The 22,910-nt window shown below is 70.2% G+C and carries 21 protein-coding genes and 1 tRNA gene; 2 read left to right on the forward strand and 20 right to left on the reverse strand.

Annotated elements, in window-relative coordinates:
• Window positions 1-21 precede the first annotated feature (21 nt).
• From ABD733_RS03335 to argS, 18 genes are all read right to left on the reverse strand, one after another.
• Window positions 22-927 (reverse strand): F0F1 ATP synthase subunit gamma, encoded by a 906-nt coding sequence (locus ABD733_RS03335; protein ID WP_344793611.1) that lies wholly within the window; start codon window positions 925-927, stop codon window positions 22-24.
• A 60-nt stretch (window positions 928-987) separates the two neighbouring features.
• On the reverse strand, window positions 988-2,622 hold the full coding sequence (gene atpA / locus ABD733_RS03340; RefSeq protein WP_344793612.1) for a F0F1 ATP synthase subunit alpha: 1,635 nt from the start codon (window positions 2,620-2,622) through the stop codon (window positions 988-990).
• A gap of 86 nt (window positions 2,623-2,708) precedes the next feature.
• Window positions 2,709-3,503 (reverse strand): F0F1 ATP synthase subunit delta, encoded by a 795-nt coding sequence (locus ABD733_RS03345; RefSeq protein WP_344793613.1) that lies wholly within the window; start codon window positions 3,501-3,503, stop codon window positions 2,709-2,711.
• A 2-nt stretch (window positions 3,504-3,505) separates the two neighbouring features.
• A complete protein-coding gene (locus ABD733_RS03350; protein ID WP_344793614.1) occupies window positions 3,506-4,063 on the reverse strand; it encodes a F0F1 ATP synthase subunit B in 558 nt (185 codons plus the stop codon).
• A 13-nt stretch (window positions 4,064-4,076) separates the two neighbouring features.
• Window positions 4,077-4,310 carry an ATP synthase F0 subunit C gene (gene atpE, locus ABD733_RS03355; protein ID WP_344793615.1) on the reverse strand — a complete coding sequence of 78 codons (234 nt, stop codon included), beginning with the start codon at window positions 4,308-4,310 and terminating at the stop codon, window positions 4,077-4,079.
• Between the two features lie 48 nt (window positions 4,311-4,358).
• A complete protein-coding gene (gene atpB / locus ABD733_RS03360) occupies window positions 4,359-5,156 on the reverse strand; it encodes a F0F1 ATP synthase subunit A (RefSeq protein ID WP_486320557.1) in 798 nt (265 codons plus the stop codon).
• 273 nt (window positions 5,157-5,429) lie between these two features.
• Complete coding sequence (locus ABD733_RS03365; protein WP_344793616.1) at window positions 5,430-5,885, reverse strand: Cg1360 family ATP-synthase-associated protein; 456 nt, start codon at window positions 5,883-5,885, stop codon at window positions 5,430-5,432.
• Window positions 5,882-7,324 (reverse strand): MraY family glycosyltransferase, encoded by a 1,443-nt coding sequence (locus tag ABD733_RS03370; RefSeq protein ID WP_344793617.1) that lies wholly within the window; start codon window positions 7,322-7,324, stop codon window positions 5,882-5,884. The genes ABD733_RS03365 and ABD733_RS03370 overlap by 4 nt, the downstream gene beginning before the upstream one ends.
• 28 nt (window positions 7,325-7,352) lie before the next feature.
• Window positions 7,353-8,024 carry an L-threonylcarbamoyladenylate synthase gene (locus ABD733_RS03375; protein WP_344793618.1) on the reverse strand — a complete coding sequence of 224 codons (672 nt, stop codon included), beginning with the start codon at window positions 8,022-8,024 and terminating at the stop codon, window positions 7,353-7,355.
• 145 nt (window positions 8,025-8,169) lie between these two features.
• Window positions 8,170-8,985 (reverse strand): peptide chain release factor N(5)-glutamine methyltransferase, encoded by an 816-nt coding sequence (prmC, locus tag ABD733_RS03380; protein ID WP_344795985.1) that lies wholly within the window; start codon window positions 8,983-8,985, stop codon window positions 8,170-8,172.
• Between the two features lie 38 nt (window positions 8,986-9,023).
• Complete coding sequence (gene prfA, locus ABD733_RS03385) at window positions 9,024-10,106, reverse strand: peptide chain release factor 1 (protein ID WP_344793619.1); 1,083 nt, start codon at window positions 10,104-10,106, stop codon at window positions 9,024-9,026.
• Window positions 10,107-10,108: 2 nt separating this feature from the next.
• Entirely contained in the window at window positions 10,109-12,526 is a 2,418-nt protein-coding gene (gene rho, locus ABD733_RS03390; protein ID WP_344793620.1) for a transcription termination factor Rho, read from the reverse strand.
• 180 nt (window positions 12,527-12,706) lie between these two features.
• A complete protein-coding gene (gene thrB / locus ABD733_RS03395) occupies window positions 12,707-13,693 on the reverse strand; it encodes a homoserine kinase (RefSeq protein ID WP_344793621.1) in 987 nt (328 codons plus the stop codon).
• Complete coding sequence (thrC, locus tag ABD733_RS03400; RefSeq protein ID WP_344793622.1) at window positions 13,690-14,772, reverse strand: threonine synthase; 1,083 nt, start codon at window positions 14,770-14,772, stop codon at window positions 13,690-13,692. Before thrC ends, thrB begins: the two co-directional genes overlap by 4 nt.
• Window positions 14,772-16,109, reverse strand: coding sequence for a homoserine dehydrogenase (locus tag ABD733_RS03405; protein ID WP_344793623.1), 1,338 nt, complete (start codon window positions 16,107-16,109; stop codon window positions 14,772-14,774). The genes thrC and ABD733_RS03405 overlap by 1 nt, the downstream gene beginning before the upstream one ends.
• 23 nt (window positions 16,110-16,132) lie before the next feature.
• The gene (gene lysA / locus ABD733_RS03410) at window positions 16,133-17,539 is read right to left on the reverse strand and encodes a diaminopimelate decarboxylase (RefSeq protein WP_344795987.1); all 1,407 of its coding nucleotides are present in this window, start codon (window positions 17,537-17,539) and stop codon (window positions 16,133-16,135) included.
• Complete coding sequence (locus ABD733_RS03415) at window positions 17,536-18,354, reverse strand: LmeA family phospholipid-binding protein (protein WP_344793624.1); 819 nt, start codon at window positions 18,352-18,354, stop codon at window positions 17,536-17,538. The genes lysA and ABD733_RS03415 overlap by 4 nt, the downstream gene beginning before the upstream one ends.
• Window positions 18,355-18,356: 2 nt before the next feature.
• Complete coding sequence (gene argS, locus ABD733_RS03420; protein ID WP_344793625.1) at window positions 18,357-20,054, reverse strand: arginine--tRNA ligase; 1,698 nt, start codon at window positions 20,052-20,054, stop codon at window positions 18,357-18,359.
• 66 nt (window positions 20,055-20,120) lie between these two features.
• Between argS and ABD733_RS03425 the strand changes: the two genes are divergently transcribed.
• Complete coding sequence (locus ABD733_RS03425) at window positions 20,121-20,747, forward strand: hypothetical protein (protein WP_344793626.1); 627 nt, start codon at window positions 20,121-20,123, stop codon at window positions 20,745-20,747.
• 27 nt (window positions 20,748-20,774) lie between these two features.
• Here the strand turns inward: ABD733_RS03425 and ABD733_RS03430 are convergent, their stop codons facing one another.
• Together ABD733_RS03430 and ABD733_RS03435 are read right to left on the reverse strand one after the other, a co-directional pair.
• Window positions 20,775-21,515 carry a gamma-glutamyl-gamma-aminobutyrate hydrolase family protein gene (locus tag ABD733_RS03430; protein ID WP_344793627.1) on the reverse strand — a complete coding sequence of 247 codons (741 nt, stop codon included), beginning with the start codon at window positions 21,513-21,515 and terminating at the stop codon, window positions 20,775-20,777.
• 136 nt (window positions 21,516-21,651) lie between these two features.
• Entirely contained in the window at window positions 21,652-22,356 is a 705-nt protein-coding gene (locus ABD733_RS03435; protein ID WP_344793628.1) for a pyridoxine/pyridoxamine 5'-phosphate oxidase, read from the reverse strand.
• A gap of 129 nt (window positions 22,357-22,485) precedes the next feature.
• On the opposite strand from ABD733_RS03435, the gene ABD733_RS03440 reads away from it, so the two are divergent.
• Window positions 22,486-22,557 (forward strand) — tRNA-Arg (locus tag ABD733_RS03440).
• Window positions 22,558-22,910: the final 353 nt, after the last annotated feature.

Here is a 22,910-nt window from a genome sequence, read left to right on the forward strand (position 1 = left end):
TCTTTACTGATGTTCAAAGACTCAGGACTTCTTCGACGAGCTCAGCGCGTCGGCGCCGCCCACGATCTCGGAAATCTGCTGGGTGATCTCGGACTGGCGCGCGTTGTTCGCGAGACGCGTGTAGTCGCGGATCAGGGTGTCGGCGTTGTCGCTGGCCGACTTCATGGCCTTCTGACGGGCGGCGTGCTCGGAGGCGGCCGACTGCAGCATGGCGTTGAACAGGCGGCTCTCGATGTAGACGGGCAGGAGCGCATCGAGGACGTCTCCGGCATCGGGCTCGAACTCGTAGAGAGGCAGGATCGCGTTCTCGTCGGGCTCCTCGATCCCCTCGACGACCTCGAGCGGCAGGAGCCGCACGACCTCGGGCACCTGGGTGACCATGCTCACGAAGCGGTTGTAGACGACGTGGATCTCGTCGACTCCCCCCTCGTTCGAGTCGGTGAGGAACTTCGAGACGACGGCGTCGCCGATCTCCTTGGCGGTGCCGAACTCGGGCTGGTCGGTGTTGCCCGTCCAGATCTGCTCCGAAGCGCGCTGGCGGAAGGTGAAGTAGCTCGCCGCCTTGCGACCGACGAGGTAGTACACCACCTCCTTGCCCTGGCTCCGCAGGAGCGTCGCCAGCTCTTCGCCCGCCTTGAGGACGTTCGACGAGAAGGCGCCGTTGAGGCCGCGGTCGGAGGTGAAGAGGACGATCGCGGCGCGATCGATCGACTCCGGCTCCGTGGTGAGGACGTGGTCGACGTTCGAGAACGTCGCCACGGCCGACACGGCCCGCGTCACGGCCCGCGAGTACGGACCAGACGCGGTCATCCGGGCCTGCGCCTTCTGGATGCGCGAGGCCGAGATGAGCTCCATGGCCCGGGTGACCTTCTTGGTCGTCTGGGCAGAGCGAATGCGCTGTCGGTAGACCCGAAGTTGCGCTCCCATGTGTCTCCTGTTGTTGTCTGTGCGGAAGAGGATCGACGAAGTCGGCTGAGCCCGGGAGGGCTAGCGCGACTTGACGATCTTCTCCTGGTTGACGTCGTCGGCGTCGGTGGCGGTGAACTCCTCGCGGCCGACGGAGGCCAGCGGCTTGCCCTCGCCCGTCTGGAACTCCTGCTTGAACGCGTCGATGGACGAGTCGAGCTCGGCGACGATGTCGTCGGAGAGCACGTTCGAGTCGCGGAGCTTCGTGAGGACCTCGCCGTTGCGCGACAGGTAGTCGTGGAGCTCTGCCTCGAAGCGCAGGATGTCGGGAACCGGGACCTCGTCGAGCTTGCCGTTCGTGCCGGCCCAGATCGAGACGACCTGCTTCTCGACGGGGAACGGGGTGTACTGCGGCTGCTTGAGGAGCTCGGTGAGGCGGGCGCCGCGAGCGAGCTGACGGCGGCTGGCCTGGTCGAGGTCGGACGCGAACATCGCGAACGCCTCGAGCGAGCGGTACTGGGCCAGCTCGAGCTTCAGCGTGCCGGAGACCTTCTTGATCGACTTGACCTGGGCGTCGCCACCGACGCGCGACACCGAGATGCCGACGTCGACCGCGGGACGCTGGTTGGCGTTGAAGAGGTCGGACTGCAGGAAGATCTGGCCGTCGGTGATCGAGATCACGTTGGTCGGGATGTACGCCGAGACGTCGTTCGCCTTGGTCTCGATGATGGGCAGACCCGTCATCGAGCCGGCGCCGAGCTCGTCGGACAGCTTCGCGCAGCGCTCGAGCAGACGCGAGTGCAGGTAGAAGACGTCGCCCGGGTAGGCCTCGCGCCCCGGCGGGCGGCGCAGCAGCAGGGAGACGGCACGGTAGGCCTCGGCCTGCTTCGACAGGTCGTCGAAGATGATCAGGACGTGCTTGCCCTCGTACATCCAGTGCTGGCCGATGGCCGAGCCGGTATAGGGGGCGAGGTACTTGAAGCCCGCGGGGTCGGAGGCGGGGGACGCGACGATGGTCGTGTACTCCATGGCGCCAGCGTCTTCGAGCGCGCCCTTCACCGAGGCGATGGTCGAGCCCTTCTGGCCGATGGCGACGTAGATGCAGCGCACCTGCTTGTTGGTGTCGCCCGACTCCCAGTTGGCCTTCTGGTTGATGATCGTGTCGATCGCGATGGCCGTCTTGCCGGTCTGGCGGTCGCCGATGATCAGCTGACGCTGGCCGCGGCCGACGGGGATCATGGCGTCGATCGCCTTGATGCCGGTCTGCATGGGCTCGTGGACCGACTTGCGCTGCATGACGCCGGGAGCCTGGAGCTCGAGGGCGCGGCGACCGGAGCTGGCGACCTCGCCGAGGCCGTCGATCGGGTTGCCGAGCGGGTCGACGACGCGGCCGAGGTAGCCGTCGCCGACGGGGACCGAGAGGACCTCGCCGGTGCGGGTGACCTCGAGGCCCTCGTCGATGCCGGAGAACTCGCCGAGGACGATGACACCGATCTCGTCTTCGTCGAGGTTCTGGGCGAGGCCCAGGGTGCCGTCGGCGAAGCGGATGAGCTCGTTGGCCATGACGCCGGGGAGACCCTCGACGTGGGCGATGCCGTCGGCGGCGTCGATGACGTGGCCGACCTCGGTGGTGGACGTCTGCGAGGGCTCGTACGCCGAGACGAAGTCTTTGAGGGCGTCGCGAATCTCATCAGGGCTGATCTTGATGTCTGCCATTGTGATTCCTATTCGTATCGAGGCGGGGCCTCGAGTCATTGGGGTGCGCCCGCGTCTGCTGCGAGCACGGAGTGTACGACTCTGCTCTAGCCGGCGAGCTGGAGGCGGAGATCTGCGAGCCTGGTTGACACGGTACCGTCGATGACCTCGTCGCCGACCTGGACCCGGAGACCTCCGAGGATCGACGGGTCGATCTCGACGTTCACGCGGAGACTGCGGCCGAACTGCTTGGCGAGGCCCCGCTCGAGGCGCTCGAGCTGAGCGGCCTCGATGGGTGCTGCGCTGGTGACGACTGCGACGAGCTCGTCCGCCTGATCGGCGACGATGGCCGCCGCGTTCCGGAGGAGCTCCCCGATCCTGCGACCCCGGGGCTGCTGGACCAGCTGCGAGACGATCGAGATCGTCTGCTGCGACGCCTTGCCCCCGAGGAGACGGGTGACCAGAGCGGCCTTCGCCGGTCCGTCACTGAGCTTCGTGCCGACGGCCAGCTCGAGGTTCGAGTCGGACGACACGGCCTCGCCGAAGGCGAAGAGCTCGCTCTCGATCGCGAGATCGGCGGGCGCGCTCTGAGCGATGGTCCGGATGCCGACCTCCTCGATGCCGGCCAGCAGCTGGCGGTGCGTGGACCACCGGCTGCCGACGATCGACGTGAGGAGGGCACGGGCAGGCTCCGAGAACGCGCCGAAGACGCGGTCGATGAAGGCCTTCTTGCCCGCGACGTCTTCCGACGGGTCGGCCAGGTAGGCCAGCAGCTTCGACGACGAGCCGATGACCCGACCCGCGTTGAGGAGCTGTTCTCCCGTGGCCAGGTCGGCCGCGTCGCCCAGGTCGGCCAGCACGCCACGCGAGGTCGCGAGTGCCTCTCTGGTCATGGATCCCATGCTCAGTTGCCCGCCTTCGACTGCTCGTCGGCCTCGAGGTCGGCGAGGAAGCGGTCGACGATGGCCGACGCCCTGCGGTCGTCGGCGAGGCTCTCGCCGATGACGCCCGACGCCAGGTCGATCGCCAGCGAGCCGACCTCGCTGCGGAGCGAGACGAGCGCGCTCTGGCGCTCTGCCTCGATCTGAGCGGTCGCGTTCGCCGCGATGCGGTCGGCGTCGGACTGAGCCTGAGCCTTCACGTCGTTGGCGATGCGGGTCGCGTCGGTGCGCGCCTGCTCGCGGATCTTGGCTGCCTCGGCGCGAGCGTCGGCCAGCTGCTTGTTGTACTCGTCGAGGGCTGCGGCAGCCTCGGCCTGAGCGTTCTCGGCCTTCTTGATGCCGCCCTCGATGACGTCGGCGCGCTCGTCGAGCATCTTCTGCATGCGCGGAAGAGCCACTCGCCAGAAGAGGAACAGGATGACGAGGAAGCTGATCCCTCCCCAGACCAGGTCGGGCAACTCGGGGAGGATCGGGTTGTGCTTCGCACCCTCCGAAGCCGCGATGATGGTAGCGCTGAGCATGCGTCAGCCTTTCTTAGACGAAGATGAAGTACGTCGCGATGCCGATGAACGCCAGCGCCTCGGTGAAGGCGATACCGATGTACATCAGGACGGTGAGGCGACCCTGGAGCTCGGGCTGGCGAGCGACGGACTCGATCGTCTTGCCGACCACGATACCCACGCCGATGGCCGGGCCGATCGCCGCGAGGCCGTAACCGACCGTCGCGATGTTTCCGTTGATTGCAGCGAGAACGGTTGTTGCGTCCACGTGTGTTTCCTTCCGTGATGGCGGACCGGGCGGATGCCCGAGCCGTGATTAGTGTTCGTCGTTCAGCGCGAGCTGGACGTAAACAGCGGTGAGCAGCGAGAAGACGTAGGCCTGAAGAACGCCGACGAAGATCTCGAACAGGGTGAAGGCGAAGCCGAAGGCGGCCGTGCCGATGCCGAAGAGCGCCAGCAGGTTGCCCGACTCGAAGAAGAAGAAGGTCGTCGCCGAGAAGAACAGGACCAGGAGGAGGTGACCGACGATCATGTTCATCAGCAGTCGGAGCGTCAGCGTGATCGGACGCAGGACGAAGGTCGAGACCAGCTCGATCGGCGTGACGATGATGTACAGGAACCACGGCACCCCGGGCGGCACGAGCGCGTTGCGGAAGAACGTGCCCGGGTGCTTCTTGACGCCGGCGTAGATGAAGGCGACGTAAGCGACGACCGCAAGGAGGAGAGGCACGCCGATTGTGGAGGTACCCGCGATGTTCAGGAAGATCACGACACCGGTGAGGTTCATGAACAGAACGAGGAAGAAGACCGTGGTCAGTAGCGGCAGGAACCGCTTGCCGTCCTTCTTGCCCAGGATGTCGTTGGCGACGTTGTTGCGGACGAAGTCGAGGCCCAGCTCGACGACGCTCTGGAAGCGACCGGGGACGAGCTTCATGCGGCGAGTGCCGAGCCAGAAGATCAGGACCAGGGCGACGACGGCGATGAGGCGCGCGAGCGTGATGCGGGTGAACTCGAAGGGGGTGCCCGCGAAGAGAAGGACCGACGGGAAGAACTCGTCGATGGATGGGCCCTGGAAACCTCCGCTGCTCCCCGTCGCGGCAGCGAGCGGGTGCAACAGGGTGATGGCGTTAGCTAACAGCGCTATCTCCTGATTCGGGACGCGGGCACGAGGCGCCGTGCACAGTTTTGCAGCCGTGACTCATGTGATCTCTGGTGGAGCTGATCTCACACGAATCGCTGTCGGCAACAACTCTGTGTCGGCACCGCGAGACGCGGCGATGATCTATGGGGAAGCGACCCTTCGGCAGTGAACAGGCCGGGGACACGAACACATTCAGCCTATCAAGAGAATCGGCCGCGAACGAACCATTCCGGGCCCGGCATACGCTCAATCGTCTGATTTTGCGCCGTCTGCACCGGGGAGCGCGACGTCGACGTAGGGCTGACGCGAGCGCGTGACGACGAGCACGTCGACGACGAGGCTGCCCACGACTCCGACCACGATGCTGAGGAACATCACCAGGGTGTTCACCCACGGCTGGTCTTTCAACAGGACGACGATCACCAGGAAGACGATGAACTTCAGGAGCCAGCCGCCCAGCACGATCCCGAAGAAGGCTCCGCTGATCAGGCTCCCGCCGGAGGCCCGCAGCCCCAGCAGGATGCTCGCGGCCGTCATGCCCGTGAAGACCAGCGCGAGGGCGGTCCCGATCAGAGCGCTGGTCACCCCGGTGACCCCGACGGTCAGCCCGCCGACGATGCAGCCGACGACGGCGATGCCGAGAGCGAGGAGGCTCCCGAGCCGGAGGATGGTGGTGAAGATCCGGTTGCCGGAGGGGTTCATGCGTGACGCTCTGACTCTGTTCGGGAGGCGGACTCTGGTCGGGAGGCGGACTCGGGTCGGGAGACGGACTCTGCGGGTCGGGAGACGGACTCGGGCCGGGAGCCCGGCTCACTTCGAGGCGAGGGCTCCGACCGCGCGCCGCTCTCGGGCAGCGACGGCGCCGGCCCCGTGGCACTGCGGAGCGCGGTGACGGTCTGGCGCTCCTCCTCGCGGCTCGGCTTCGGCGCGCTCGAGGCACGTCGGCCGGCCTGGTCGAGGGGGTCGTACCGGTCGACGCCTACGTTCGCGATGCTCTCGCGCGGCGCGTTCTGCACGGCGATCTCGACGCGCTTCCGCCGACTGAGCGGGGCGAGCGTGAGGGCAGCGCAGACGACCAGCCCGGCGACGAGGAACACCACGACCAGGTGCGGCGGCAGGAAGAAGAACAGCAGGCAGCCGACCGACACCACGGCCGTCCAGCCGTAGAAGATGAGCACGGCGTGGAAGTGCGAGTGGCCCATGTCGAGGAGCCGGTGGTGCAGGTGCTTGCGGTCGGCGCTGAACGGCGACTTGCCGGCGCTGACGCGCCGGAGCACGGCGAGACTGAAGTCGAGCAGCGGCACGATGAGGATCGCCAAGGGCAGCAGGATCGGGATGAACACCGGCAGCAGCGTCGACTTGTCGGTGGCGCCCGGGTTGATCGCGCCCGTGACCGACACGGCGCTCGTGGCCATCAGGAGGCCGGTGAGGAGCGCGCCCGCATCGCCCATGAAGAGCCTGGCCGGGTGCCAGTTCAGCGGCAGGAAGCCGACGCACGCCCCGATCAGCACCGCGGTGATGAGGGCCGCCAGGTTGAAGTACTCGAACTCGCTGCCGGAGGACGACGACAGGATGAAGCTGTAGATGAAGAAGACGCCGTTGGCGATGATCGTGACGCCGGCGACGAGGCCGTCGAGACCGTCGATGAAGTTCACGGCGTTCATCACGAGGACGACGGCGAACACCGTCAGGATCAGCGACATGTAGCTCGACCCGATCGTGATGCCGCCGATCGGCAGCGACACGAGCTGCACCCCCTGCCAGGCCAGCAGCCCCGCGGCGATGATCTGGCCGGCGAGCTTGGTCATCCAGTCGAGATCGAACAGGTCGTCGATCACGCCGATCACGACGATGATGAGAGCCGCGCCGAGGATGGCGAGGATGTGACCCGGTTCGGCGAACACGAGCCGGAAGTAGTCGACGCCCGAGATGAGCGGGAAGATCAGCCAGGCCGAGAGGAGCGCGATCACGATCCCGGCGAACATCGCCACTCCCCCGAGCCGCGGCGTCGGGTTCGTGTGGACGTCGCGTTCACGGATCTTCGGCGCCAGGCGGTACTTGGTGCCGAGGCGCCAGGCCAGGAGCGAGAGCGCGAAGCTCACGACGGCGGAGATGGCGGCCGCCAGGAGGTAGTACCTCACGGTGTCGGCCTCCTTCTGAGCCGCAGGGTCATACGACGACGCCGTCGGCCGCGACCCGCCGGATCTCGTCGTCGGAGATGACCCCGTGGCGGACGATCCGGAGCACGCCGTCGCCGGTGGCGTCGACGATCGTCGACCCGGTGTTCGCCCCGGGCGGCAGGACGTAGTCGCGCCCGGCCTCGCCGCCGTCGAGATAGACCGACGCGGAGTCGCCGAGCATGTCTAGCGCCTGCTGGGCGGTCAGCGCCGCGGGCTCGCCGGTCAGGTTGGCGCTCGAGACGGCCAGCGGGCCGGTCTCCTCGAGCAGCTCGAGCACGAGCTTGTTGCTCGGCTGGCGGAGGGCGACGGTGCCGCGGGTCTCGCCGAGATCCCAGATCAGAGACGGCTGCGCACGCAGGATCACGGTGAGCCCGCCCGGCCAGAACTCGTCGAGCAGCGGCTGCACGAGGTCGGGGACGCTCTCGGTGAGGGCGGCCAGCGTGTCTTGACCCTTGATCAGCACGGGCGGCGGCGACTGCCGGGTGCGGCCCTTGGCGTCGAGGAGGCGCTGCACGGCCTCGGCGTCGAACGCGTCGGCGGCCAGGCCGTAGACCGTGTCGGTGGGCAGGACGACGAGTTCGCCCCGGGCGATGGCCGCTCGGGCGAGACGCATTCCGGTCAGGAGTTCTGCGTCGACGGCGCAGTCGTAGAGGGAAGACATGACCCCCCGATTGTAGTGTGCCGCGCCGACGAGGCTCCTGACGGCTCGCCCAGCATGCGGTGTGGCCGCCTGTACCCGGCACCGGTGGCCCTTCCGGGGGCAGGATCGCGCAGGATCGGGCACGATCGCGCAGGATCGCGCCGGCTCAGCGCAGCGCGGTCGTCGTCCGGTCGCGCCGTGTGAGGTCCTGGTGCGTCGCGGCACCGCGCCAGCCGTCGCCGCCGAGCAGCTCGCGGATCGCCGGCCCCTGCTCCTCGCCGTGCTCGATCACGAGCGTCCCTCCGGGGACGAGGAGCCGCAGGGCGCGCTGCGACAGGCTCCGGACGACGTCGAGGCCGTCCGCTCCCCCGAAGAGCGCGAGCTCCGGATCGTGGAGCCGCACCTCGGGATCGCGAGGCACCATGCCGACCGGGATGTACGGCGGGTTCGAGACGACGACCGACACGGTCCCGTCGAGCTCCGGGAGGGCCGTGCCGAGATCGCCCTCGACGAGAGTCACCCGGGCGCCGGTCGAGGCGATGTTGCGGCGCGTCCAGACGGCCGCCTCCGGCGACAGCTCGACGGCGTAGACCCGGGACCTCGGGACCTCGGTGGCGAGAGCCAGCGCGAGAGCGCCGCTGCCGGTGCCGAGATCGACGGCGACCGGCTCGGGCTCGGCCCTCGCCGACAGCGCGTCGATGGCGAGCTGTGCGACGCCCTCGGTCTCGGGGCGCGGCACGAAGACGCCGGGCCCGACATGGAGCTCGAGCGAGCGGAACGGAGCGAGGCCCGTCAGGTGCTGGAGCGGTTCGCGCGCGGCGCGGCGCGCGACGAGGGCGCGGAAGGAGTCGGCCTCGGACGCCGAGACCGTGCCGCCGGTGATCGCCTGGACCGCCACCTCGCCGCGGCTCCTGCCCAGCACGTGGGCGAGCAGCAGCTCGGCGTCGACGCCGGGGCTCGGGACGGAAGCGGCCTCGAGCATCCTGCGCCCCTCCGCGAGGAGCGGAGCGATCTCGTCGGTCACTCGCCGGTGTCGCCGATGTCGGCCAGCCGGGCCTCCTCGTCGGCCTGGATGCACGACTGCACCACCGGCTCGAGGGCGCCGTCCATCACGGCGTCGAGGTTGTACGCCTTGTAGCCGGTCCGGTGGTCGGCGATGCGGTTCTCCGGGAAGTTGTAGGTGCGGATGCGCTCGGAGCGGTCCATCCCGCGGATCTGGCTCTTGCGGGCGTCGGAGGCCACGGCGGCCTGCTCCTCCGCCTGGCGGGCGAGGATGCGGGCGCGGAGGACGCGCATGCCGGCCTCGCGGTTCTGCAGCTGCGACTTCTCGTTCTGCATGGCCACGACGATGCCGGTCGGGAGGTGGGTGATGCGCACCGCGGAGTCGGTCGTGTTGACCGACTGGCCGCCGGGGCCCGACGACCGGTAGACGTCGATCTTGAGGTCGTTCTGGTTGATCTCGACCTCTTCGGGCTCGTCGACCTCGGGGAAGACGAGCACGCCCGTCGTCGACGTGTGGATGCGCCCCTGCGACTCGGTCGCGGGCACCCGCTGGACGCGGTGCACGCCGCCCTCGTACTTGAGGTGGGCCCACACGCCCTGCGCCGGGTCGGTCGTGTTCGACTTGATCGCCACCTGGACGTTCTTGTAGCCGCCGAGGTCGGACTCGTCGCGCTCGAGGAGCTCGGTCTTCCAGCCCTTCGACTCGGCGTAGTGCGAGTACATGCGGAGGAGGTCGGCCGCGAACAGCGCGCTCTCGGCACCGCCCTCGCCGCCCTTGATCTCCATGATCACGTCGCGCCCGTCGTCGGGGTCGCGCGGGATCAGGAGACGACGGAGCCGCTCCTGAGCCTCGGCGAGCGTCTCCTCGAGAGCGGGGACCTCGGCGGCGAAGGCCTCGTCGTCGCGCGCGAGCTCGCGCGCGGCCTCGAGGTCTTCGGTCGCCTGGGTCCAGTTGGTGTGCGCCGCGACGATGCGCGAGAGCTCCGCGTACCGGCGGTTGATCTTCTTGGCTCTGGCCGCATCCGCGTGAACGGCAGGATCAGAGAGCTGAACCTGCAGATCGTCGTGCTCGGCCAGCAGCACCGCTACCGACTCGAACACGATCAGTCCTCTTTGTGGCCGCCGGCCGCGGGGACCGACTTCTGGACCTGAACGAGGAACTCGACGTTCGACTGGGTCTCTTTGAGGTTCCGCAGCACGATCTCGAGCGCCTGCTGCGGGTCGAGACCGGCGAGAGCGCGGCGGAGGCGCCAGGTGATCTTGACCTCGTCGGCGCTGAGCAGCATCTCCTCGCGGCGGGTGCCGGAGGCGTTGACGTCGACGGCGGGGAAGATGCGCTTGTCGGCCAGGTGGCGCGAGAGGCGGAGCTCCATGTTGCCGGTGCCCTTGAACTCCTCGAAGATCACCTCGTCCATCTTGGAGCCGGTCTCGACGAGAGCCGTGGCCAGGATCGTGAGCGACCCGCCGTTCTCGATGTTGCGAGCGGCACCGAAGAAGCGCTTCGGCGGGTAGAGGGCCGACGAGTCGACGCCGCCGCTCAGGATCCGGCCCGAGGCCGGCGTGCTGAGGTTGTACGCGCGACCGAGCCGCGTGATCGAGTCGAGGAGCACGACGACGTCGTGGCCCAGCTCGACCAGGCGCTTGGCGCGCTCGATGGCGAGCTCGGCGACGGTCGTGTGGTCTTCGGCGGGACGGTCGAAGGTGGAGGCGATGACCTCGCCCTTCACCGTGCGCTGCATGTCGGTGACCTCTTCGGGGCGCTCGTCGACGAGCACGACCATGAGGTGGACCTCGGGGTTGTTCTTCGCGATCGAGTTGGCGATGGCCTGCAGGATCAGGGTCTTGCCCGCCTTGGGGGGCGAGACGATGAGGCCGCGCTGCCCCTTGCCGATCGGCGACACGAGGTCGATGATCCTGGTCGAGAGCTTCGACTGCTCGGTCTCGAGGCGGAGGCGCTCCTGCGGGTAGAGCGGCGTCAGCTTGTTGAACTCGACGCGCTTCGAGGCCTCGTCGACGGTCTGGCCGTTGATCGAGTCGATGCGGACGATCGCGTTGTACTTCTGGCGACCCTGCTGGTTGTCGCCCTCGCGCGGCTGGCGGATGGCGCCGACGACGGCGTCGCCCTTGCGGAGGTGGTACTTCTTCACCTGGCCGAGCGAGACGTAGACGTCGCTGGCGCCCGGCAGGTAGCCGGTCGTGCGGACGAACGCGTAGTTGTCGAGGACGTCCAGGATGCCCGCCACGGGGATGAGGACGTCGTCCTCGGAGATCTCGGGCTCGAACTCGTCGCCCTGGTTCGAGCGGCCGCGCTTGCGGTCGCGCTGCCGGTTGCGGCCGCGGCCGCCCTCGGCGTCCTCGCGCTGCTGCTGGGCCTGGCTGCCCTGCTGGCCGCCTCCCTGCTGGTTGCCGCCCTGCTGGTTGCCGCCCTGCTGGCGACGGTCGTCTTCGTCCTGCTGGGGAGCGCTCTGCGGAGCCTGGCCGTTCTGGTTCTGCTGGCCGCCCTGGTTCTGCTGGCCGCCCTGGTTCTGGGCGCCGTTCTGGCCCTGCTGGCCGTTCTGGCCCTGCTGGCCGTTCTGACCCTGCTGACCGTTCTGGCCGCCGCGGTTCCGGTTGCGGTTGCGGCGCCCGCCGCCCTGCTGGGAGGGCTGCTCGGCCGACGAGTCGGTCGCGGGCTCGGCGGGTGCGTCGGCGACGACGCCGCCGGCACCGGAGACGGCCGCCTCGGCGGCGGACTCGGCCTCGCGCTGGGCGCGGAGGCGCGCCTGCTCGGCGCGGGTGCGGTCGGCGCGCGACTGGCGCGGCGGGAGGTCGATCGTGATCTCGGGCTTGGCCTCGGACGAGGCATCGGCCTGGCCCTGGTCGGCGGCGGCAGCGGTCTGGCCGTTGTCGCTGGCACGGCGCGAGCCGCGGCGGCGACGGCCGCCCTCGGCCTTCGGCTCCGCGGAGGTCTCGCCCTCGGTGGCCGGTGCGGCCGCGTCGGTGCGGGCCGCAGCGGCGGTGCCGTCGGTGCTCGTCGTGTCGGTGCTGGTGGTGTCGGCGCTCGCGCTGTCGGCACCGGTCGAGGCGCTGGCCTCGACGGAGACGGGCGTCGTGGCGGGGATCTCGACGACGCCGGACTCGCCCTGGTTGGCGTGGTCGACGGCCGAGCGGGGCTCGGGGGCGCCGGCGGCGGCCGTCGCGCGCCGCGGGGCGCGCTTGGCGCGGACCGGGGCGACGATGCCGGCTGCGGGCGTCTCGGGCGCGGACGCCTCGGAGACGACGACCTCGGGCGTGGTGCCCTGGGCCGCAGCCGTCTCGGCGGGCGCCTCGACCGTGGTGTCGGGGGTGTCGATGGTCAGCTCGGGCTGACCGGCGGCGTCGCTGCCGCCGTTCTGCGCCGCGGTGATGGCGGCGACGAGGTCTCCCTTGCGGAGCTTCGAGATGCCGCTGATGCCGAGCTGCGACGCCATGGCCTGGAGGGCCGGAAGACGGAGCGCTGACAGGTCGGCCGAGTCGGGAGTCGTGGATGTCGTGTCGGTCACGGGGGTGGTTTCCTTTCGCTCCCCCGTGCGGATCGCCGGGGGTGAGCCGGCCGTGCCAGGTTCGTCGGAAGGACGCGGGCTACGGCCGCGCGCTGATGCTCACTCGAAAGCAGTGCGGATGCACGACGTCAGAGAAAGTGCGCGCTTGGGTGAGAGTTGCAGAAACGTGCAACCCGGGCTTCACGAATCGGTAAGAGACGCGGTTTCTACCGGGTGCGGCACCACTGTAGCACCCTTGAGATCGACGGCCAGCATCAACGCGCGCCACTCTGTGACAGAGTGCTCGGCCACCAGCGACGACGCGAACAGGCGCTGCGCCGGATCGCTCCCGAGGACGAGGAGCGACGGCCCGGCCCCGGAGACGACGGCTGCGAGACCGGCGTCGCGGAGCATCCTGATCAGGGCGTCCGTCTCGGGCATCGCGCTCGCCCGGTAGCTCTGGTGCAGGCGGTCCTCCGTCGCGGCGAGGAGGAGCTCGGGGCTCTGGATGAGCGCCGCCACGAGCAGGGCGGAGCGCGACACGTTGAAGGTGGCGTCTTCGTGAGGGACCGAGGCCGGCTGCAGGCTCCGGGCGAGCTTGGTCGAGAGCGTGGTCTCGGGCACGAAGACGACCGGCGAGACGCCGCGGTGCACCAGGAGGCGCTTGTGCGACGGCCCCTCGGACGTGGTCCACGCGATCGTGAGCCCGCCGAAGAGGGCCGGCGCCACATTGTCGGGGTGTCCCTCGAGCTCGGTGGCGAGACGGAGGAGCGTCGACGAGTCGACGTCGACGATCCCGTCGAGGAGGCCCTTCGCCGCCATGATGCCGGACACGATCGCCGCGGCGGACGAGCCGAGGCCGCGACCGTGCGGGATCGCGTTCGACGCCTCGAGCCGGAGGCTCGGCAGGGGCTGGCCCAGCTGCTCGAACGCGTAGTCGATGGCGCGGACCACGAGGTTCGACTCGTCGGTCGCCACCTCGCCCGCACCCACGCCGGTGACGTGCACGTCGACCGTGCGCGGGCCGCCTTGGACGGCGGTGACCGTCAGCTCGTCGTAGAGGGAGAGGGCGATCCCCAGCGTGTCGAAGCCCGGGCCCAGGTTCGCCGAGGTGGCGGGGACCTTGACGAGCACCCGGCGGCCGTCGACGGTCGGCGTCACGCCGGCCGGGGCGGAGCCGCGGGTCATGCCGAGGCTCGCACCAGACCGAGGACGCCGGCGACCTCGTCGGTGTCGACGGCGACGACGGTCGGGGTGACCTCGGTGCCGTCGGGGCCCCTGAGTGCCCACTGCGGGTCTTTGAGGCCGTGGCCCGTGACCGTGAGGACCACGGTCGATCCGGCAGGGACCTGCCCGGCCTCGGCGCGCTCGAGGAGCCCGGCGACGCTGATGGCGGACGCCGGCTCGACGAAGATGCCGACCTCGGCCGACAGGATCTTCTGGGCCTCGAGGATCTTCGCGTCGTCGATGGCGCCGAAGTAGCCGTCGGTCAGCTCGCGGGCCTCGAGAGCGAACTTCCAGGAGGCGGGGTTGCCGATCCGGATCGCGCTGGCGATCGTCTCGGGGTGCTTGACGACGGCGCCGCCCACGATCGGTGCGCTGCCCGCGGCCTGGAACCCGAACATCCTGGGCAGCTTCGTGGTGCGGTTCTGCTCGAGGTCTTCGCGGTAGCCGCGGGTGTACGCGGTGTAGTTGCCGGCGTTGCCGACGGGCAGGAAGTGGAAGTCGGGGGCGTCGCCCAGGACGTCGACGACCTCGAAGGCGGCGGTCTTCTGGCCTTCGATGCGGTCGTTGTTGACCGAGTTCACGAGGTGCACCGGGTAGTTGGCGGCGAGGTCGCGCGCGATGTCGAGACAGTCGTCGAAGTTGCCCTGGATCTGCAGGAGCTGACCGTTGTGCGCGACGGCCTGGCTGAGCTTGCCCATGGCGATCTTGCCCTCGGGCACGAGCACGGCGGCGGTGATGCCGGCGTGGGCGGCGTACGCGGCGGCCGAGGCCGACGTGTTGCCGGTGGAGGCGCAGATGACGGCCTTGGCGCCGTGCTCGACGGCCTTCGAGATGGCCATCGTCATGCCGCGGTCTTTGAAGGAGCCGGTCGGGTTGATGCCCTCGTACTTCACGTAGACGTTGGCGCCGGTGCGCGCCGAGAGGGCGCGCGCGGGGATGAGCGGCGTGCCGCCCTCGCCGAGGGTGACGATGGGCGTGGCGTCTGTCACGTCGAGACGGCCGCGGTATTCGTGCAGGACACCCTGCCACTGGTGGGCCATCAGGCTCCTTCGACTCTGAGCACGCTCGTGACGGAGTTCACGACGGCTTCGGTGGTGAGGTCGGCGACCGTGCGAGCCAGCGACGATTCGCGGGCGCGGTGCGTTCCGATGATCAGCGTAGCGGTGGCCTCGGCGGGATCGGCCCGTGTGACGCCCGCGGACTCCTTCGGCACCGTCGTCTGCTCGACGGTCTCGACGCTGACGCCGTGTCCGGCGAGGATCCCGGCGACGGTCGCCAGGACGCCGGGCTGGTCGGCGACGTCGAGGGCGATCTGGTAGCTCGTCGAGACGCTGCCCATCGGGAGCACGCGGAGGTTCGCGTGGGTCGACTCGGCGAGTCCCGGGCCGCCGATGATGTGACGGCGCGCGGCCGACACGAGGTCGCCGAGGACGGCGGAGGCGGTCTCCACTCCCCCTGCGCCCGCGCCGTAGAACATCAGGTCGCCGGCGGCCTCGGCCTCGACGAAGACGGCGTTCTTGGCACCGTGCACGGCGGCGAGCGGGTGACCGAGCGGCACGAGGGCGGGGTGCACGCGCGCTGAGACGCCGTCGGCACCGTCGTCGTCGGTGAGCCGCTCGCAGATCGCGAGGAGCTTCACGACGAAGCCCGCCTTCCGCGCCGCCTCGACCTGCGCGTGCGTCACCCCGGTGATGCCCTCGCGGTGGACGGCCGCGAGCGGCACGCTCGTGTGGAACGCCAGGCTCGCGAGGATCGTCGCCTTCTGCGCCGCGTCGTAGCCCTCGATGTCGGCGGTCGGGTCGGCCTCGGCGTACCCGAGGTCGGTCGCGATCGCCAGGGCGTCGTCGAGCGACTCGCCGAGGGTGTCCATGCGGTCGAGGATGAAATTCGTGGTGCCGTTGACGATGCCCATGACGCGCAGGATGCGGTCTCCCGCGAGACTCTCGCGGAGCGGCCGGATGATCGGGATCGCGCCGGCGACCGCGGCCTCGTAGTAGAGCTGTGCGCCGACCTGCTCGGCGGCGGCGAAGAGCTCGGGGCCGTGGCTGGCGAGCAGGGCCTTGTTGCCGGTGACGACGTCGGCTCCGGAGTTCAGGGCCTGCAGGATGAACGTGCGCGCCGGCTCGATCCCGCCGATGAGCTCGACGACGATGTCGGCTCCCAGGATCAGCGACTCCGCGTCGGTCGTGTACAGCTCGCGCGGGAGGTCGACGTCGCGCGCGGCGTCGAGGTCGCGCACGGCGATGCCCGTCAGCTCGAGGCCGGCACCGGCGCGCCCGGCGAGGTCGTCGCCCTGCTCGAGGAGCAGGCGGGCGACCTGGCTGCCGACGGAGCCGGCGCCGAGGAGGGCGACCTTGACGTTGCGGTATTCGATCATGGGGGTCTCTCTGCTGGGGTCGGTCACGCTGTCGGGCCGTCGAGGAACGCGTCGCGGGCCAGGACGTCGTCTTCGGTCTCGCCGCGGACGATCACGGTGGCGACACCGTCGCGCACCGCGACGACGGGGGGCCTGCCGACGTGGTTGTAGTTGCTGGCGAGGCTCCAGCAGTACGCACCGGTCACGGGCACCGCAAGGAGATCGCCCGGCGTCACGTCGCCCGGGAGGTAGTCGCCCAGGACGACGACGTCGCCGGACTCGCAGTGCTTGCCGACCACCCGCACCAGGGCGGGCTCGGCGGAGGACGTGCGCGACGCGATCCTGACCGAGTAGTCGGCGCGGTAGAGCGCGGGACGGATGTTGTCGCTCATCCCGCCGTCGACGCTCACGTAGCGACGGACCGCGACGGAGTCGTCGACGGCGACGCTGACGTCCTTCGTGGTGCCGACCGTGTAGAGCGTCGTGCCCGCAGGGCCGGCGATGACGCGGCCGGGCTCGACGGCGACGACGGGGACCGGGATGCCGAGGCGGGCGCACTCCGCGGCCACGACGTCGGCGATGCCGCGCGCCAGGTCGCCGAGAGGAGCGGCCTCGTCGACGCTGAGGTAGTTGACGCCGAAGCCGCCGCCGAGATTGAGCTCGGGGACGTCGCCGCCGGACAGCAGCGACGCATGGACCTCGAGCAGCCGCCTGGCCGCCTCGCGGAACCCGTCGGTGCCGAAGATCTGCGAGCCGATGTGGCTGTGGAGGCCCAGCAGGCGGAGACTGCCGCTCTCGCGGATCGCGCCGACCGCGTCGGGGGTGTCGGCGAGGGTGATGCCGAACTTCTGGTCTTCGCGGGCCGTCGCGAGGTACTCGTGCGTCGACGCGTGGACGCCCGAGTTGACGCGGACGCGGACCCCCTGCACGACGCCGTGGCGCAGGGCGGCCTCGGCGATGCGGTCGATCTCGATCCGGCTGTCGATGACGATCGCGCCGACCCCGGCCTCGACGGCCCGGTCGATCTCGGCGAGCGACTTGTTGTTGCCGTGGAAGCCGATCCGCGAGGGCTCGACGCCCGAGCGGAGCGCGACCGCGAGCTCGCCGCCGGTGCACACGTCGACGCTGAGGCCTGCCTCGGCCACCCAGCGCGCGACGGCGCCGGAGAGGAACGCCTTGCCCGCGTAGTAGACCTTGGCCGTGGTGCCGATCCTGCGGGCCTCGTCGTCGAAGACGCGCCGGGCCTCGGCCGCCCGGGCGCGGAAGTCAGCCTCGTCGACGACGTAGAGCGGTGTCCCGAAGCGCGCGGCGAGATCTTCGGCTGCGACTCCGCCGACGACGAGTCGGCCGGACCCGTCGCGGACGGCCGTCGACGACCAGACCGAGCGGGCGAGCTCGTTGGCGTCGGTCGGCGGGACGAGCCAGGACGGCGCGAGGGTGTCGGACATCAGCAGCTCCCGGTCGTGGTCAGGCCCGACTCGGAGAGCGGCAGGCCCTTCGAGTGGAGGTCGAGGGTGAGGAGGTCGGGCGCCACGTCGACCCCGGTCACGGTGACGCCCTTCGGCAGCGACTTGGCGACGCAGACCGACACCGGGTTGGTCTTGAGGTACGACAGGAGCGACGAGACGTCGACGGAGGAGTTCGACGAGGTGATGGCCGCGTCGGTCGGCGTCAGGTCGAGCCTCGTGCCGGAGGAGTCGATGGCGGGCTTGGCCGTCAGCTTGTACTTCAGGGCCAGACCGAGGATGTCGATCGAGCTGTCGTACGAGAACGTGCCGCGGCCCAGGGCGACCTTGCCGCTCGCGTCTCGCAGCAGCGGCGACGCGTTCACGCCGGCCTGATCGACCTTCACCGTCGCGTCGACCGGCCCGGTCGTGCCACCCGACTTCAGCGGCACGTCGGTCAGCTCCGCGGTGAACCGCAGCGGGACCTTCCCGACGACGAGGTTCTTCGATGTGAGCGTCATGTCGTCGAGACTGCCGTTCAGGGCCTGCAGGATCACGGAGAACCCGTGGATCGAGACGTCGACGCCGCCGGTCGTGCCCGACGGCAGCGACGAGTCGATCTCTTTCTCGGCGCGCCCCTCGGCGTAGTTCCGGGCGACGAGCTCCGCCACGACCGCCAGGACCGCGAAGAGCACGACGAGGACGATCAGGACCGTCATGAAGATCGTCGAGCCGCGCCGCCTCTTCGCCGTGTGGTTGGGCTGGAAGAGGTCGTCCATGTCGCTTCGAGCCGGAGACCGGCCATCGGAGTACTGGCTCATCGTCACATCCGCTCGGGCGCGGACACGCCCAGGAGGCCGAGACCGTTGCGGATCACCTGCCCGGCGGCGTCGTTCAGCCAGAGCCTCGTGCGGTGGACGTCGGTGACCTCTTCGTCGCCGAGCGGCGTGACGCGGCAGGCGTCGTACCAGCGGTGGTAGGTGCCCGCGACCTCTTCGACGTAGCGCGCGACACGGTGCGGCTCGCGGAGCTCAGCGGCCTGCTGGACGACGCGCGGCAGCTCGGAGAGTGCCCCGAGGAGCGCGGCCTCGGTCGGGTGCGTGAGGAGCGACGCGTCGAAGACGCTGCGGTCGACGCCTGCGGCCTCGGCGTTGCGGCCCACGGCACGGGTGCGGGCGTGGGCGTACTGCACGTAGAACACCGGGTTGTCGTTGCTGCGCTTGGTGAGCAGGTCGAGGTCGATGTCGATCATGGAGTCGGCGGAGTAGCGGACGAGCGCGTAGCGGCCGGCGTCGACGCCGACGGCCTCGACGAGGTCCTCCATCGACACGACGGTGCCGTTCCGCTTCGACATCCGGACCGGCTCGCCGCCCCGGACGAGGTTGACCAGCTGGCCGATGATGATCTCGAGGTTGACGCCCGGCTCGTCGCCGAAGGCGGCGGTCATCGCCATGAGGCGGCCGACGTAGCCGTGGTGGTCGGCGCCGAGCAGGATGATGTTGCGCTCGAAGCCCCGCTCGCGCTTGTCGAGGTAGTACGCGAGGTCGCCGGCGATGTACGCCGCCTCGCCGTCGCTCTTGATGATGACGCGGTCGCGGTCGTCGCCGAACTCCGTCGTGCGGAGCCAGGTGGCGCCGTCGGCCTCGTAGATGTGGCCGAGCTCGCTGAGCCGCGCGATGGCGCGCTCGACGGCCTTCGACTCGTGGAGCGAGTTCTCGTGGAAGTAGACGTCGAAGTCGACCCCGAACTCGTGCAGCGAGCGCTTGATGTCGGTGAACATGAACTCGACGCCCTCGGCGCGGAAGAGCTCCTGCGCCTCGTCGCGCGGGAGATCGCGGATGTCGCCGTCGTAGGTCTCGAGGACGCGCGCGGCGATCTCTGCGATGTAGACCCCGCCGTAGCCGTCCTCCGGCGCGGGCTCGCCGAGCGCCGACGCCAGCAGGCTGCGGGCGAACCGGTCGATCTGACCGCCGTGGTCGTTGAAGTAGTACTCGCGGGTGACCAGGCCGCCGACGGCCTGGAAGATGCGGGCGAGGCTGTCGCCCATCGCCGCCCAGCGGACCCCGCCGATGTGGATCGGGCCGGTGGGGTTCGCCGACACGAACTCGAGGTCGATCGTCACGCCCTCGTAGTACGAGCCGCGGCCGTACGCGTCGCCCTGCTCGACGATGCTCTTGGCGAGCGCGCCCGCCGCTGCGGCGTCGAGGGTGATGTTGATGAAGCCGGGGCCCGCGACGTCGACGGTCGCGATGCCGTCGACCTCGGCGAGGTCGGCGGCGATGTCGGCGGCCAGCTCGCGCGGGTTCGTGCCGAGGCGCTTGGCGAACTTCATGGCGACGTTCGAGGCCCAGTCGCCGTGGTCCCGGTTCTTCGGGCGCTCCAGGGCGACGTCGGCCTCGGTGACCTCGACGCGCGGCCGTGCGCTGTCGGATGCCTCGGGGCCGTCAGCAGCCTCCGCTCGGCGGTCGGCGACACCCTGGACGATGGCGAGCAGGGAGGCGGAGAGTTCGGCGGGAGTCACGGTCGACAATCCTACCGGGCGAGCCTCTCACCTCCTCGCGAGGTGGGACACGCCAAGATGAGAGGCATGACCGCGGCCTCCGGACACTCCCCCGCCCGTCTCGCGATCCTGCGCCGGATCGCCGTGCCCGCCCTCGCGCTCGCCTCCGTCGGCGTGCTGTCGGGCTGCACCGGCACGCAGCCCGGCGCTCCGACCACGTCGGCCGCGGCCCGCCCCGCGCCGTCCGCGACGCCCACCGGCGGAGCGGGAGCGCTCGACGCGACCGCCTTCTCGGAGCCCTGCGACCAGCTCGTGCCCGAGACGACCATCGCCGCCTCGTACGCCGGGATGACGGCGCTGACGAAGGCCGCCGCTCCGGCGAAGAGCGACGCCGCCGTGATCGGCGCCTACGGCGGCACCGTCTGCACCTGGAAGAACGCCGCCGGCACCACCATGACCCTCGCCGTCGGCCGCTTCAGCACCGCCAGCCTCACGAAGCTCAAGAACAGCCTCGTCGTCTCGAGCAACCCCGTCCCGACCTACCGAGGCGAGGGCTACTTCGACCTCGTCGGCGACCAGGGCACCGCGGAGGCGTTCACCGGCGACTACTGGGTCGTCGCGACCTCCGCCGATCCGACGTTCGGCGAGCCGGGCGGGGCCGAGCCGCTCGTCGACGCGGCGATCGCGTCGCTGTCCGCGCTCTCGAAGGGCTGACGGCCCGAGAAACGAGTCGGCGCAGGATCAGGCGGCGAGCCGCACCTGTTCGGACAGCCCGTCGAGGAGGCTGAGGAGCTGCCCGGCGGGAGCCCCGCGGTCCTCCGGGTGCCACTGGACGCCCGTGACGGGCGCCGACTCGTGCTCGACCGCCTCGACCACGCCGTCCGAGGCCAGGCCGACGACGCGGACGCCGGTGGCGAGACGCCCGATCGCCTGGTGGTGAGCGCTTCGGACGCCGACCGTGCTGCCGAGGAGGGCGTGGATCCTGCTGCCCTCGTCGAGGTCGACGGTGTGGTGCTGCATGAGCTCCTCGACCGGGGCGCCGGCATTGAGGTGCACGGTGTCGCCGTCGAGGTGCTGGACCAGCGTGCCGCCGAGGGCGACGTTCAGGAGCTGGTGCCCGCGGCAGACGCCGAGCAGCGGGGTGCCGCGGTCGAGGGCGCGGTGGACGAGCGCCAGCTGGGCGGCGTCGGCCTCCTCGTAGTGGCGGCCCTCCCGCCGGTAGCCGGACTCGCCGCCGTACCACTCGGGAGCGAGGTCCTCGCCGCCCATCAGCGCGATCGCGTCGGCGCCGTCGGTCAGCTGCAGGAGCGCGGCCTCGCCGAGGTCGGCCGCGGCGAACCGGGTGGCCTCCCAGCCGGTGACCTCCGCCAGAGCCCGGACGCGCGAGTTCAGCGTGTCGACGTACGCGTGGTACTCCGGGGCGTGGGGCCGGAAACGCGTCACCTCGATCACGGCGAGACGCGGGCGGGCTTCTGCGGGCATGCGTCCATGGTCGTCGGGCCCGCTCGCCCGCGCACGGACGTGTCGCCCTGTTACGCGGGCGGGGGCTGCGGTGCCGGCGGCTGCGGCTGCAGTTGCGGCTGCGGTTGCGGCTGCTGCTGCTGCTGCGGCTGCAGGATCAGGGCCAGAGCGTCGCGCGGTCCCAGCCGTCGGGCGTGCGGTCGTAGCGGAGCCGCACCTGATCGCGACCCGTCGTCGCCTGCCAGAACTCGATCGCGGTGGGCGCGACCCGGTAGGCCGTCCAGTCGTCGGGGGTGAACTCGTCGTCGCTCGCGATGCGCTCCTTGGCTTCGGCCAGGCGGGCCTCCGCATCCTGCGCGTCGTCGATCGGGGTGCTCTGCCGCTGGGCGATCGCGACCGCGCGGGAGTCGGGGTGCCGGGCCGTGAAGTCGGCGGCGCTCACATCGCGCGGCCCGCGGCTCGCCTCGCCCAGGACGCGGACCTGCCGGCCCTGCTCCCGCCAGTAGAACGTGAGCGCGACGCGCGGGTTCTGGTTGAGCTGGCGGCCCTTCGGGCTGAGCGACGACGACGCGAACCAGAAGGCGTCGTCGAGGTCTTTGAGGAGGAGCGTCCGTGCCGTGACGTCGCCGGTCGGGGACGAGGTCGCGAGGGTCATGGCCTCCGGCTGGGGCACGCCGCCGTCGACGGCGGCTGTCAGCCACTCGCGGAAGAGGCCGACCGGGTCGGCGGGCGCCTCGTCGGGGTCGAAGTCCGGAGCCTCCGCGCGGACCCTCGCCTTGCGGAGGAGGTCGCGGAGGCTCTGGTGCTCTGTGTTGTCGTGCTGGGTGTTGTCGTGCTCGGGGCTCTGGTGCTCGGGGCTCATCCTCCGAGCATGCACCCCGGGGGTGCGCGTCCGCTCGGGGTCGTGTCGGGGTCGACGCGGAGTCGTCGTGGTGCGGCGGGCGCTGTCGGTGCTGCGGCTGGAAGGCTGCTAGCCTTGATCCTGCTCCTGGCCCCCATAGCTCAGGGGATAGAGCACTGCCCTCCGGAGGCAGGGGCGAAGGTTCGAATCCTTCTGGGGGCACCTCCCCTCGGCGATTTCTGCCTGCCTTCCCCCTGGCCTTCGCCTGTCTCGTGCCTCCTCTCCGTACATATGGACGGAGATCCTGCGTCTGCGCCCGTCCTTCCGTCCATATCGACGGAGATCCTGCGCCTGCGGGCTTCCTGCGTACATATGGACGGAGATTCTCGCGCAATGGGCCCCCGATCCGCGTGAGCCGGGCGGGATCCTGCGAATCTCCGTCCATATGTACGCCAGAAGGCTCGAAAGACCGGATTTCCGTCGATATGGACGGAAGAACGACCAGGAGGCGAGGATCTCCGTCGTTCTGCGCAGCCCGTACATATGGACGGAGATTCTCGAGCGATGGGCCCCCG

The sequence above is a fragment of the Frondihabitans peucedani genome (genome assembly GCF_039537585.1).
Lineage (GTDB): Bacteria > Actinomycetota > Actinomycetes > Actinomycetales > Microbacteriaceae > Frondihabitans > Frondihabitans peucedani.